Annotated in this window: 12 protein-coding genes and 1 pseudogene; 9 read left to right on the top strand and 4 right to left on the bottom strand. The window is 44.1% G+C overall.

Going from position 1 to position 13,914, the window contains the following annotated elements:
- Window positions 1–99: pseudogene (locus tag AACX38_RS14170) on the bottom strand (IS982 family transposase); the annotation flags it as partial.
- Between the two features lie 248 nt (window positions 100–347).
- On the opposite strand from AACX38_RS14170, the gene AACX38_RS14165 reads away from it, so the two are divergent.
- Together AACX38_RS14165 and AACX38_RS14160 are read left to right on the top strand one after the other, a co-directional pair.
- Window positions 348–1,766: a recombinase family protein gene (locus tag AACX38_RS14165; protein WP_228864666.1), complete on the top strand. Its 1,419-nt coding sequence runs from the start codon at window positions 348–350 to the stop codon at window positions 1,764–1,766.
- A complete protein-coding gene (locus tag AACX38_RS14160) occupies window positions 1,759–2,235 on the top strand; it encodes a ParB/RepB/Spo0J family partition protein (RefSeq protein ID WP_228864663.1) in 477 nt (158 codons plus the stop codon). The genes AACX38_RS14165 and AACX38_RS14160 overlap by 8 nt, the downstream gene beginning before the upstream one ends.
- Here the strand turns inward: AACX38_RS14160 and dapD are convergent.
- The 3 genes from dapD to map form a co-directional block, all read right to left on the bottom strand.
- On the bottom strand, window positions 2,207–3,049 hold the full coding sequence (dapD, locus tag AACX38_RS14155; RefSeq protein WP_255712113.1) for a 2,3,4,5-tetrahydropyridine-2,6-dicarboxylate N-succinyltransferase: 843 nt from the start codon (window positions 3,047–3,049) through the stop codon (window positions 2,207–2,209). The two genes, AACX38_RS14160 and dapD, sit on opposite strands and share 29 nt — an antisense overlap.
- A 45-nt stretch (window positions 3,050–3,094) precedes the next feature.
- Entirely contained in the window at window positions 3,095–5,749 is a 2,655-nt protein-coding gene (glnD, locus tag AACX38_RS14150) for a bifunctional uridylyltransferase/uridylyl-removing protein GlnD (protein WP_228864662.1), read from the bottom strand.
- 215 nt (window positions 5,750–5,964) lie between these two features.
- The gene (gene map, locus AACX38_RS14145) at window positions 5,965–6,762 is read right to left on the bottom strand and encodes a type I methionyl aminopeptidase (RefSeq protein WP_099108917.1); all 798 of its coding nucleotides are present in this window, start codon (window positions 6,760–6,762) and stop codon (window positions 5,965–5,967) included.
- A gap of 398 nt (window positions 6,763–7,160) precedes the next feature.
- Between map and rpsB the strand changes: the two genes are divergently transcribed.
- The 7 genes from rpsB (at window position 7,161) to cdsA (ending at window position 13,908) form a co-directional block, all read left to right on the top strand.
- Window positions 7,161–7,886 carry a 30S ribosomal protein S2 gene (rpsB, locus tag AACX38_RS14140; protein WP_099108916.1) on the top strand — a complete coding sequence of 242 codons (726 nt, stop codon included), beginning with the start codon at window positions 7,161–7,163 and terminating at the stop codon, window positions 7,884–7,886.
- Window positions 7,887–8,170: 284 nt separating this feature from the next.
- Window positions 8,171–9,028: a translation elongation factor Ts gene (gene tsf / locus AACX38_RS14135; RefSeq protein WP_099120163.1), complete on the top strand. Its 858-nt coding sequence runs from the start codon at window positions 8,171–8,173 to the stop codon at window positions 9,026–9,028.
- A gap of 141 nt (window positions 9,029–9,169) precedes the next feature.
- On the top strand, window positions 9,170–9,898 hold the full coding sequence (gene pyrH / locus AACX38_RS14130; RefSeq protein ID WP_086955305.1) for a UMP kinase: 729 nt from the start codon (window positions 9,170–9,172) through the stop codon (window positions 9,896–9,898).
- Between the two features lie 140 nt (window positions 9,899–10,038).
- Window positions 10,039–10,596 carry a ribosome recycling factor gene (gene frr / locus AACX38_RS14125; protein WP_099108913.1) on the top strand — a complete coding sequence of 186 codons (558 nt, stop codon included), beginning with the start codon at window positions 10,039–10,041 and terminating at the stop codon, window positions 10,594–10,596.
- 234 nt (window positions 10,597–10,830) lie between these two features.
- Window positions 10,831–12,027 (top strand): 1-deoxy-D-xylulose-5-phosphate reductoisomerase, encoded by a 1,197-nt coding sequence (gene ispC / locus AACX38_RS14120; protein WP_228864661.1) that lies wholly within the window; start codon window positions 10,831–10,833, stop codon window positions 12,025–12,027.
- 255 nt (window positions 12,028–12,282) lie between these two features.
- Window positions 12,283–13,035, top strand: a complete 753-nt coding sequence (ispU, locus tag AACX38_RS14115) for a (2E,6E)-farnesyl-diphosphate-specific ditrans,polycis-undecaprenyl-diphosphate synthase (RefSeq protein WP_370630636.1) — start codon at window positions 12,283–12,285, stop codon at window positions 13,033–13,035.
- Window positions 13,036–13,044: 9 nt separating this feature from the next.
- Entirely contained in the window at window positions 13,045–13,908 is an 864-nt protein-coding gene (gene cdsA, locus AACX38_RS14110; RefSeq protein ID WP_228864659.1) for a phosphatidate cytidylyltransferase, read from the top strand.
- Window positions 13,909–13,914: the final 6 nt, after the last annotated feature.

The following is a 13,914-nucleotide window of genomic DNA, read 5'->3' as shown; positions in this document are numbered from 1 at the left end:
CAGGCGGTATCCGTTATCGAGACAAAACTGCTCCCACTGGGGGATGAAAAGACGGCAAAAGTCGTCGACATCGCAGAAAATTTCAACTAACTTGTCCATGGCCTGTTCCTCTCCGGAGTCGTTTTAGGCTTTCACCAAAACTTTGCTCCTGGAACAGGCCTCTCGTCAATTTCTTATCCAGAATTCAGGTTAATTAGCCTATGCATTTGGTAGATTTCAAGCTGTATGACCTTGTTTAATATTTTGTGTAATCGCCATTTTCGTTTAAACGTGACCGTCTAGACGGTCACTAAATTCAATCATAAAACGACTCATCGCAAGACGCCAATCTTGGATAGGCAGGGTCTATCATTCATACTTATAATGATGCTGGAAAGAGTGGATTAAATTTAACTGGCAGATCCGGACTTAAAAAATTAATTGATGATGTCATAAATCACAAAATAAACATCTCCACTCTACTTGTTTATGATGTCAGTAGGTTCGGGCGTTTTCAGGATGCGGATGAGGCTGAACATTATGCATATTTGTTAAAAATACATGGTGTGAAGATTATTTACTGTGCAGAACCCTTCATCAACGAACAATCTGAGATGTATATGCTGGGAGTGTCATTCTCTCGGTATAATGCTGCAAGCTACAGTCGAAATTTGTCGGAAAAAGTATTCCTCGGACAAGTTAATTTAATAAAACGGGGTTTTCATCAGGGAGGAATGGCCGGGTATGGATTGCGCCGTTTACTCATTGATGAGCACCGTAATCCCAAAGGAATACTTGAGTTCGGTCAGCGTAAGAGTATTCAGACCGATCGAGTTATACTTATACCTGGTCCACAAAACGAAGTAGACATCGTTAATCAAATTTTCGATATGTTTATAGTAGAGGGGAAACCTGAATTGGTTATTGCATCTGAACTCAACAGAAAGCAGATCCTCGCTGAGAATGGTACTGAATGGACTCGCGGAAAAATCCATCAAATACTCACAAACGAAAAATACATTGGAAATAACGTTTATAATAAGACTTCGTTCAAACTTAAGCAACAACACATAATAAATCCTGAAGAAGAATGGATTCGATGTAATGGAGCATATCAATCAATTATTAGCCATGATAAATTTAAACAGGCAAACGATATAATTAAATCTCGAACGCTTATTTTTACTGAAGAAGAATTGTTGGAAAAATTACACTCATTATTACAAAGAAAAGGAAGATTATCAGGGCTTATCATTGATGAGGAAGAACTATTACCTTCAAGTAGTGTTTATCGTTCTCGTTTTGGTAGCCTACTCCGAGTATATAAGCTGGTTGGATACAATCCCAAAACTGACTACTCCTGGTTGGAAACCAAAAAATATCTTAACGGGATAAATGCCAATATAACAGAATCAATAATCAAAAACATCTATCTTTCTGATGGCTGGATTAGCGATTCACCAGAAACAGGGATTCTGAAAGTTAATGATGAATTCACATTAACTCTACAAGTAGCCAGATGCCAAAAAATATCACCAGAAAACTTTAGATGGAAAATTAAATTTGACCACATGTTTTCACCGGATGTAAATATAGCAGTTCGCATGGATAGTTTTAATCAGTCTATCGTTGATTATTATATATTCCCTTCAATAGATACTATTTTGGGAAATCATTATCTAAAGAAGAAAAACCCATTTAGTTTCGAACTATATAGATTTGATACATTAAATACTTTCTACCAATTAATAAAAAGGACCACTGTTCAGGAAGAAAAAAATGTATAAAGAAAAAATAACAATGATAGAAATATCTAAAATACTTATTACTAATCCACGAGAAAGAGATAAGTTTACTCACGATGAAATTAAAACGAACATACATAATATTGGCCTCAAACGTCCAATCACTGTAAGAAAAATAATTCACGGTGATTTTCTTTACGCTTTGATATGTGGGCAAGGAAGGCTGGAGGCTTACCAACAAGTTAGTGAGACACATATACCAGCAATTATTAAAGATGTTGATGAAGAAACAGGACACTTGATGAGCCTGACCGAAAATATTGCCAGAAGAAAACCTCGTACAACTGAATTATTAGAGAGCGTAAAACAACTTAAAATACAAGGACTCACAGATAAAGAAATTGGTGAACGTTTAGGATATGTTGTTAGTTGGGTTAATGGCGTCATAAAAATAGCGGATCTATTATCCGCTATTCAAAGAGTTAGTCTATTGTACGTAGCAATTCATTGATACCCACTTTGCCACGGGTTTTGGCATCGACTTTTTTCACGATAACAGCACAATACAGGCTGTAGCTGCCATCTTTGGAAGGGAGGTTACCTGATACGACGACAGAACCCGCAGGTACCCGGCCATAATGGATTTCACCGGTTTCACGATCATAGATTTTGGTACTTTGGCCGATGTAAACACCCATTGAGATCACAGAACCTTCTTCTACGATAACCCCTTCTACAATCTCAGAGCGTGCACCGATAAAGCAGTTGTCTTCAATGATAGTCGGATTGGCCTGTAATGGTTCCAGAACTCCACCAATGCCGACACCGCCGGACAAGTGAACATTTTTGCCGATTTGAGCACAGGAACCTACTGTTGCCCATGTATCGACCATTGTGCCTTCATCCACATAAGCACCCAGGTTGACGTAAGATGGCATTAATACAGTATTACGTGCGATGTAGGCGCCCTGACGTACGGCTGCTGGTGGTACGACACGGAAGCCTTCTTTTTCGAAGCGCGCCTGATCATAATCAGCAAACTTCATCGGGACTTTATCGAAATAGCGGCTTTCAGCACCTTCCATAACCTGATTGTCATTAATGCGGAAAGAGAGCAGGACTGCTTTTTTCAGCCACTGATGTGTTACCCACTCACCTGAGATTTTTTCAGCGACACGCAATTTACCGCTGTCCAACATTTGAATGACCTGATTGATGGCATCACGTGTTGTTTCGTCAACAGTTGTTGGAGTGATGTTGGTACGGTTTTCAAATGCACTTTCGATAATGCCCATTAATTCGGCAATAGGTTGTATTTGCTGCATTGGTAAGGGATCCTTTATTCTTAGTCAAATATTGGTTAGTGAACGCTATACTTTATCCTTGGTGTTAAGGGCTTCTGTCAACCTTTCTGACAATTCATCTTTGATTTTTTTATCCAGCGCCAAATAATCTTTATCCGTCAGAACAAAAAAATCCTCTACCCGCTCACCGATGGTTGTAATACGCGCACCATGCAGGGAAATACCTAATTCGGCAAAAATACTGCCGACTTTGGCCAGTAAGCCGGGTTGATCCAGAGCGACGAGTTCCATATAAGTGCGTCGGGTATTTTGTGTCGTTAAGAAACTAATTTTTGGAGGTACGTCAAAGTGGCGTAATTTAGCCGGTAATTTACGCGTTTTGGGTGCTTTCGGATGAGGATCGTTAATGGCTTTGAGCAAAGACTGTCGGATAGGCTCATGGCGGTCAGGCGCCAGAGAGTGATCATTCGGATCCAGTATGACAAAGGTATCCATTGCCATTTCGTCCCGATTCGTAAAGATCTGGGCGTTATGAACACTTAAATTGCGCCGATCTAATTCCCCCACGACAGCTGCGAAAAGAGAAGGTCTATCCTGACACCAGATAAATATTTCCGTTCCTCCATGAGAAAATGAAGTACTAATCAATACCATTGGATCGGGATATTGATGGTTAACTAAATGGCTGGCATGCCATGCCAGTTGATCCGGCGTATGGCGCAAAAAATAATCTGCGTGGCAGCGGCTCCAGATAGTATGCAGCCTTTCTTCGTCAATCGCTTCCTGCCGTAACAGTGCCAAAGCCTGTAAGCGGTTATGCCGGATACGCTCCCGTAAATCAGGCGTATTTTGTATCCCTTTAAGTAATTGGGTTTCAGTCGCGAAATAAAGCTCGCGCAGCAGGCTCTGTTTCCAGCTGTTCCATAGTTTGGCGTTTGTGGCACAGATATCGGCAACCGTGAGGCAAAGCAGGTAATTCAGGCGATTCTGATTTTTGACCTGACAGGCAAATTGCTGAATGACTTCTGGATCCTGAATATCCCGTCGTTGAGCAGTGATTGACATCAGTAAATGATAGCGAACAAGCCACTCTATTAATTCGGCTTCGTAAGTTGTCAATCCATGCTGTTTGGCGAAGGTAAACGCATCTTTCGCTCCCAGCTCGGAATGGTCGCCATTGCGCCCTTTGGCAATATCATGGAAAAAAGCAGCTAGCCGCAGTATTTCAGGCTGCGGTATGCGTGGATAGAGTTCAACACACACAGGATGAAGTATGCGGTTATTTTCATCGGCAAAACTTTCCAGTTTCTGTAATAACCGGATGGTGTGCTCATCGACGGTGTAAGCATGGAACAGGTCAAACTGCATTTGGCCGACTATGTTGCTCCAAAGCGGAGTATAGGCACTTAATACACTGTGACGATGCATTGGCAGTAAAGCACTTTTGACTGCGTGAGGGTGCCTCAGGATTGCCATAAAAATTTTTCGGGCTTGAGGAAGTTCGCACAATGGCTGCTTAAGGTTCCGGCGGGCATAGCGAAGCTGGCGTAACGTAGTGGAATAGATCCCGTTAATTTCCCGGTGAACGGCCATGTGATAAAACATGCTCAGAATTGATGCAGGATCACGGGTAAACAGTGATTCATCAATAACATCGATAAGATCTCCCCGTAACTGAAAGGCCTCATTCAGGGGGCGGGGTTTTTCATCTGGTTGTAGTGTCAGGATTGCTTCATCAAACAGTTGCAACAGCATGTCGTTCAATTCGCTGACTCGGCGGGTCACGCGATAGAAATCTTTCATCATACGTTCAACAGGCTGATTATGTTCGCCTTTGTAGCCGAGAAGCTGAGCGACACTAAACTGCTGTTCAAACAACAGCCGGTTATCGTAGCGGGTAACAGACAGATGGAGGGCAAAACGGATACGCCAGAGAAAATTCTGGCATTCGTTTAATTCATCCCGCTCTTCGTGAGTCAGAAAACCAAAATCGACCATTTCATCTAAAGATGTCGCCCCGAAATGACGGTGAGCCACCCAAAGTAACGTATGAATATCCCGCAATCCTCCCGGGCTGCTTTTTATATCGGGTTCCAGATTGTAGCTGGTACTGTGGTATCGCTGATGACGATTTTTCTGTTCGGTGATCTTGGAGGCAAAAAATTGGGCTGATGGCCAGAAGTCATCACTGAAAATGTGTTTTTGTAAGCGCAGGAACAGAGGTAAATCACCGCAGATTAAGCGGGATTCCACTAAGTTAGTGGCGATAGTCAGATCGGAAAGCCCTTTTTCAAGGCACTCTTCGAGAGTTCTGACACTGTGGCCGACATCCAGACGGATATCCCAGAGCAGAGCAATAAAGCGTCCAATCTGGGTGGATTGTTCTTCAGTCAGCGGATGTTCGCTCAGAACCAGCAGATCGATATCTGAAAGAGGGTGCAACTCGCGTCTTCCATAACCCCCAACAGCAATCAGGGAAAGAGTGTCTATCTGATCAAACCCATACTGCTGCCATAACCGGGTCAGAAGTTTATCAATATAATCACTACGTGCATAAATCAGTGCGGTCGGGGAAATACCCGCTTTGAATGCCTGTTCAAGCCATAGTTGAAACTCATCAATATGCTGCTTCAGCACCGGGCATTGCAGATCATCACATGAAAATTCTACCGGAGAGACAGGAGGAATCGGGGCGTGCGCAAAAGCAATATCAACTGGCATATTCAGAAACCTATGATAAGAAACTGTGAGATGGGCAGGCGTTTGTAGTCGATTTTGTAGTCGATGATGAAGCCCTGTGAGGACAGTTTATGTACAAGGGCTTCATTTGGCAATGCTATCCTGACAACGGGATCTTTGGCAGGAGTAAGCAAATTATGTCAGCAGATTGTTATCGATTAATCTGTGGTTGGTTTACGCAACTACTCGTTAAGCTATTACGCGTTAACCAATACCGCTGAAATCTGCGCTTCTTCCTCTTTGCGCCATGTCATGATTTCGCAGCCGTTGTCAGTAACGACAATAGTGTGCTCGTATTGTGCAGACCAGCCGCGATCTTTGGTTTTGACAGTCCAGCCATCTTTCATGGTACGGATACGATAATCACCCGCATTGACCATGGGTTCGATAGTGAAAGCCATGCCTTTTTGCAGCACAACACCGCCATCATCGGCATCGTAATGAAGTACATGCGGTTCTTCGTGGAAAACCCGGCCAATACCGTGACCACAATATTCACGAACTACGGAGAAATCATTCCCTTCCACATATTGCTGAATCGCTTTGCCGATAGTACGCAGACGGATACCCGGTTTCACCATTTTCAGCGCAAGGTACAGACTTTCCTGAGTCACACGGCACAGACGTTCGCCCTGAATCGTTGGTTTACCAACGATGAACATTTTGGAGGTATCGCCGTGGAATTCATCTTTAATAACAGTAACATCGATATTAACGATATCGCCGTCTTTCAGTACCTTGTCATCACTTGGAATACCGTGGCAAATCACGTCATTGACCGAAATACAGACGGATTTAGGAAAACCGTGATAACCCAGACAGGCAGAAATAGCCTGCTGTTTATTCGTGATGTGTTCGTGGCAAATCCGATCAAGTTCACCGGTGGTAACGCCTGCTTTAACGTGTTGCTCGATCATCTCCAGAACTTCAGCTGCCAGACGACCGGCAACGCGCATTTTCTGAATATCTTCGTCTGTTTTGATAGTAATAGCCATGAAATCAGTCCATTAGAACCGGTAAATCACCGATTCTTTGATATTAGTTAATGAAAAAATGATGGAGTTAATGGTATCAGCCTGCCTGATATCTAACAATAACCGTTGATTGCTAAGACGTCAGAAAGCGATAACAAATGTTGGTGTATAGGGTCGGATTATGGTATAAAGCGCGCCGGTATTCTGTGTAATTGTTTCCTGTGGAAGCAATATTTCAGAAATGCTAAATAAACTCATTTGTGTAAATAACACACACGGATCGGCACATACACCGGGGTGCTCTCATGTGACTAATTCGTATGAATCTCTTTCATGCGGTATGAATAGCACACAGTTAAAGAGTCGGTGTCATGGGATCTGTGGAGGCATAACCCCAATTAACTTTATAGAGGTCTAAAATGGCAACTGTTTCCATGCGCGATATGCTGCAAGCGGGCGTTCACTTCGGTCACCAGACTCGTTACTGGAACCCAAAAATGAAACCTTTCATCTTTGGCGCTCGTAACAAAGTTCATATCATCAACCTGGAAAAAACTGTTCCAATGTTCAACGATGCTTTGGCTGAGCTGAACAAAATTGCTTCCCGTAAAGGCAAAATTCTGTTTGTTGGCACCAAGCGTGCTGCAAGCGAAGCAGTAAAAGAAGCAGCTCTGGGCTGTGACCAATACTTCGTTAACCACCGTTGGTTAGGTGGTATGCTGACTAACTGGAAAACTGTTCGTCAGTCAATCAAACGTCTGAAAGATCTGGAAGCTCAGTCTCAGGACGGTACTTTTGACAAGCTGACTAAGAAAGAAGCGCTGATGCGTTCTCGTGAGCTTGGCAAACTGGAAAACAGCCTGGGCGGTATCAAAGACATGGGCGGCCTGCCTGATGCTCTGTTTGTTATCGATGCTGAACACGAACACATCGCTATCAAAGAAGCAAACAACCTGGGTATCCCAGTATTCGCTGTTGTTGATACTAACTCTGATCCAGATGGCGTTGATTTCATTATCCCTGGTAACGACGACGCAATCCGTGCAGTAAAACTGTACCTGACTGCTGCTGCGACTTCTGTTCGTGAAGGCCGTTCACAGGATCTGGCTGTTCAGGCTGAAGAAGGCCTTGTAGACGCTGAATAATAAGGCATGCTCATTTCTGAGCCCTTATTGACCAGGTATTGAAATATATTGGTTAGGGGGCCTGTCAAGGCCCCCTTTACATATCTGATATAGAACTATACCCAATGGATTTCGAGTTGCATCGCGGCGGCAAGGAAGAGAATCCCCGGGAGCATAGATAACTATGTGACTGGGGTGAACGAGCGCAGCCAACAAAGAGGCAGCTTGAAAGACGAAGGATATTATCTGATAACTTTCCACGCGGAATATTATCTTCCCGCGAGACACATCGAGGAATTAAACAAATGGCTGACATTACCGCTGCTCTGGTAAAAGAACTGCGTGAGCGTACTGGCGCAGGCATGATGGAATGTAAAAAGGCACTGGTTGAAGCGAATGGTGATATCGAGCTGGCTATCGATAACATGCGTAAATCAGGTCAGGCAAAAGCGGCTAAAAAAGCAGGCCGTGTTGCAGCTGAAGGCGTTATCCTGGTTGAAGTTTCAGCAGATGCTAAATTCGCAGGTATCGTTGAACTGAACTGTGAAACTGACTTCGTTGCTAAAGATGCTGGCTTCCTGGCATTCGGTAAAGAAGTTATCACTTCCGTTATGGCTGACAAAAATTCTGACATCGATGCACTGAAAGCTAAGTTCGAAGAACAGCGTACTGAACTGGTTGCTAAAATCGGTGAAAACATCAACATCCGTCGTGTTGCTATTCTGGAAGGCGAAGCTGTAGGTTCTTACCTGCACGGTGCTCGTATCGGTGTTCTGGTTGCTGCTGAAGGCGCAAGCGAAGAACTGATCAAGCACGTTGCAATGCACGTTGCTGCAAGCAAACCAGAATATGTTGACCCATCTGACGTTCCTGCTGACGTTGTTGCGCGCGAGCATCAGATCCAGCTGGACATCGCAATGCAGTCTGGCAAACCACGCGAAATCGCAGAGAAAATGGTTTCTGGCCGTATGAACAAATTCACCGGCGAAATCTCTCTGAATGGTCAGAACTTCGTGATGGATCCAAGCAAAACTGTTGGCGCTCTGCTGAAAGAGAACAACGCTAAAGTTATCAACTTCATCCGTTTTGAAGTTGGCGAAGGCATCGAGAAAGTTGAAGCTGACTTCGCAGCAGAAGTTGCTGCGATGAGCAAACAGTCTTAATTGTCTTAACGGAGCCGCCGATTGGCGGTTCTGTTTTATTTAAGAAGAATTTTTTACATCTGGCTGCATAGCATGGATGTGTATTAACTGAATAATTGTAGTAACCCCCAATAATCCTTATCTGCTTAGGACTGAAACACCATGGCAACCAATGCAAAACCCGTATATCAGAGAATCCTGCTTAAGCTCAGTGGAGAAGCCCTGCAAGGCGCAGAAGGTTTTGGTATCGATGCTAGCGTCTTAGACCGCATGGCTCAGGAAATCAAAGAACTGGTTGAGCTGGGTATTCAAGTCGGCGTCGTTATTGGCGGAGGCAACCTGTTTCGCGGAGCCGGTCTGGCTGAAGCAGGAATGAACCGTGTAGTCGGCGACCACATGGGCATGTTGGCAACAGTAATGAATGGTCTGGCAATGCGTGATGCCTTACACCGCGCCTATGTGAACGCCCGTCTGATGTCCGCTATTCCTTTGAATGGCGTCTGTGATAACTATAGCTGGGCTGAAGCTATCAGCTTACTGCGTCATGGTCGTGTTGTTATTTTCTCGGCAGGTACTGGCAACCCGTTCTTTACGACAGACTCCGCAGCTTGTCTGCGCGGCATTGAGATTGAAGCGGATGTTGTGTTAAAAGCAACCAAAGTTGACGGGGTCTACTCTGCTGATCCTGCAAAAGATCCAGAAGCTGTTCTTTATAACAAACTCGATTATCAGGATGTATTGGAGCGTGAACTGAAAGTTATGGATCTTGCTGCCTTTACACTGGCCCGCGATCATAACCTGCCAATCCGTGTCTTCAATATGAACAAACCAGGTGCACTTCGTCGTGTTGTCATGGGTGAAAATGAAGGTACGTTGATTTCTCACGACTGATTTCTTCGTACACAGAGACATCGGTGAGATTTGACGGTATGATCAGCGTCCTGATGCGCCAAATTTAATGACACAGGGTCATAGTATGCCATACTGGCATTTATGGTCTAGAAAATAACCAGTTCCCAAGGGTTTATAACGTGATTAATGAAATCAAGAAAGACGCACAAGACCGCATGGAAAAAAGCGTCGAAGCACTGAAAAACCAAATCAGCAAGGTACGTACTGGCCGTGCTTCTCCTAGCCTGCTGGATGGCATCAGCATCGAATATTATGGCGCAGCGACTCCATTGCGTCAGATCGCGAACGTTGTTGCCGAAGATGCACGTACTTTAGCGATCACAGTATTCGATCGTTCTATGACTCCGGCTGTTGAAAAAGCGATTATGGCTTCTGATTTGGGTCTGAACCCATCTTCTGCCGGAACCATTATTCGTGTTCCTCTGCCTCCACTGACTGAAGAACGTCGTAAAGATTTGATCAAAGTGGTTCGTGGTGATGCAGAACAGGGGCGTGTATCTATCCGTAATATCCGCCGCGATGCTAACGATAAAGTTAAAGCACTGCTGAAAGATAAAGAAATCAGCGAAGATGAAGAACGTCGTTCACAGGACGATATTCAGAAACTGACTGATACCTTCATTAAAAAGATTGATGAAGCACTGGCGAACAAAGAAACAGAGTTGATGGAATTCTAATTGCCATTTCTCTGCTATGCCTGGCTGATTCCGGGTTGTTTCGCAGCCAATAAAGAGGCAGCTTGAAAGACAACGGGCATAACTTAACGCCGCAGCCCTGCGGCGTTATTCTTATCATTTAATATTATCAATATTACATTTCGTATCACATTTCTTTCTCAGGCAATGGACATAGCGATCAGGACAGATCAAACTATTGCGATATTATGTCAGTAGAATACTCAGAGTATTAATATGAAACGCTTAACTATCCTCGGCTCAACGGGGTCCATCGGGACAAGTACACTCTCAGTTGTCAGAAAGAACCCAGATAAATTCCGTGTTGTGGCACTTGTTGCCGGGAAAAATAGTGGAGTCATGGCACAACAGTGTCTGGAATTTCAGCCTCAGTATGCCGCAATGGCCGATGAACATGCCGCAACAGAATTGCGGCGGTTATTGCAGGAACAGGGCTGCCAGACTGAAGTTCTGTCTGGAAAAGAGGCTATCTGTGATTTAGCCGCGCTGGAAGATGTCGATCAGGTTATGTCTGCTATTGTTGGTATCGCAGGGTTACTGCCAACACTGGCGGCTATCCGTAAAGGTAAACAAGTTCTGCTGGCTAACAAAGAATCGCTTATTACCAGTGGGCGCTTATTTATGGAGGCGGTTAATCAATATAAAGCACAGTTGTTGCCGATTGATAGCGAACATAATGCCATTTTTCAGAGTTTGCCTGAGTCAGTCCAACACAATCTTGGTAATGCAACATTAAAAGATCATGGCATTTCCAGTATTATTCTGACCGGATCTGGCGGTCCATTCCGTAAAACGCCACTGGAGAAATTCTCTTCTGTCACCCCCGATGAAGCTTGTGCTCATCCAATCTGGTCAATGGGACGTAAAATTTCCGTTGATTCTGCAACAATGATGAATAAAGGGCTGGAATATATTGAAGCCCGCCATCTGTTCAACGCTTCTGCTGATGAAATGGAAGTTCTGCTGCACCCACAATCCGTTATCCACTCAATGGTGCGTTATCAGGATGGCAGTATCATTGCACAGTTGGGCACACAGGATATGTGTACGCCAATTGCTTATAGCATGGCTTATCCCAATCGCATTGAGTCTGGCGCTAAACCGCTGGATTTTACTGAACTCAGCACACTGACTTTCGAAGCTCTGGATTATCGTCGTTATCCCTGCCTCAAACTGGCGATTGATGCGTGTCATGAAGGTCAGTCAGCAACAACTGCATTGAATGCCGCTAATGAAGAAACAGTGAGTGCCTTCTTGCAGAATCAGATCCGTTTCACTGATATTGCGGTGATGAATCGACAGGTTGTAGAGAAATTAAATTTGCCTGAACCTCAAAGCATTGAAGAGGTCTTAGAAATCGATCATATAGCAAGAACTCTGGCGAAAGAGGCAATTGGCGTCTTTACTAACTAGCGAATTTTGTTAATAAGTATATGTTTGTTTGCATTTTGGCAAATGATATAGTTCGCAGGTAAATCGTAGTTGCTATAATAGCCAGTTCAATATTTAGCGTATTTTGGTATCTGTTTTTAAAACATGTATCAGAGATAAAGGCTTTCGACCGGGTCTATGCCAGAAACAGCCGTGATAATTGTTGGCACGGCTTTTTCATGTGTGGAAATTCTTGAGCTATAAAGTGTCAGCTTAATTATTTAAGGATTAGTTTGAGTGATATCTCCTAGTGATTGTGACTCATCGCTGTCATTACCCAGACATGTTGCCATCATTATGGATGGTAATGGGCGTTGGGCAAAAAAGCGTGGGAAGTTAAGAGTTTTTGGTCATCGTGCAGGGATTAAGGCTGTACGAAGTGCTGTGAGCTTTTCGGTTAAAAATAATATCGAATCACTGACATTATATGCTTTCAGTAGCGAAAACTGGAATCGTCCACAACAAGAAGTCAGTTCATTAATGGAACTGTTTGTTTTTGCTCTCGATAATGAAGTGAAGAGCTTACATAAGCACAATGTGAAATTGTCTGTTATTGGTGATATTAGTCGGTTCAGCTCACGGTTGCAGGAGCGTATCCGCCGTTCAGTTGAGTTGACGGCGGGCAATACCGGATTGCAGCTTAATATTGCTGCCAATTATGGCGGTCGTTGGGATTTAATTCAGAGTGTCAGGCAGGTTGCTGAAAAGGTCAGGGCAAATCAGCTTGAACCTGAAGACATTACTGAATCAACAGTAAGCAGTTTTATGAGCCTGAGTCGGCAGTCTGATGTTGATTTAGTAATCAGAACCGGGGGCGAGCATCGTATCAGTAATTTCCTGTTATGGCAGATAGCTTATGCAGAATTATATTTTACCGATATACTTTGGCCTGATTTTGATGAAACAGCCTTTGAAGGTGCTATTCATGCCTTTATTAAACGAGAACGCCGTTTTGGCGGAACGCCAGACGATGCCGAAGTGGGATCATAGGAGGAGAACTTGCTGAAGTACCGTCTTTTAACTACGTTAATATTAATTCCCCTTGTTGTTGCAGCTCTGTTTTTACTTCCTCCTTCAGGGTTCGGGCTGGTTGTCATTGCAGTTTCAGCGCTCGCTGCATGGGAATGGGGGCAATTTGCCGGATTATTCACACAGTCCAAACGCATAGCACTGGCAGTATTGTGTGCTGCTGGGCTGCTTGCTTTACAATATTCTTTGGCAGACTTTACTCACCTGACTGAGAAACCTCAAATTCTGTATCTTTTATGGGTAGGAATGCTCTGGTGGGTTGTCGCTGTCGTATTAGTTGTTGCTTATCCAGCTTCAGCTTCTATTTGGAAATCTTCCGTTATATTGCGCCTGCTATTCGGTTTTCTGACGATTGTGCCATTCTATTGTGGAATGATGGTTCTCCGTACTCAGGGGTATGAAAATAATACTTACAATGGTGCGTGGTGGCTGCTGTATGTGATGCTGCTGGTTTGGGCCGCTGATTCAGGGGCTTATATTTTTGGTCGCACATTGGGTAAACACAAAATGGCACCTAAAGTATCCCCGGGCAAAACCCTCGAAGGGCTGGCCGGAGGGCTGCTGACAGCGGCACTGATTTCCTGGTTGTTCAGTAAATTTGCTCCAGTCCCAGTGATGCCTGAAAACTTGTTGCTGATTTCAGCTGTTGTCGTTATTGCCTCTGTTTTTGGTGATCTGACCGAAAGTATGTTTAAACGGGAATCGGGAATTAAAGATAGCAGCCAGTTGATCCCGGGGCATGGCGGAGTAATGGACCGGGTGGACAGTTTAACGGCGGCAGTACCTGTTTTTGCCGGGCTGGTAATGTTAGTTTCTTCTGGATTTGGTCTCTGAAGGTAC

The organism is Xenorhabdus sp. PB30.3 (assembly GCF_963895965.1).
In the GTDB taxonomy this organism is placed as follows: Bacteria; Pseudomonadota; Gammaproteobacteria; order Enterobacterales; family Enterobacteriaceae; genus Xenorhabdus; species Xenorhabdus stockiae.
Note: the sequence above shows the minus strand (reverse complement) of the source record. Positions and strands in the feature narration are given on the sequence as shown.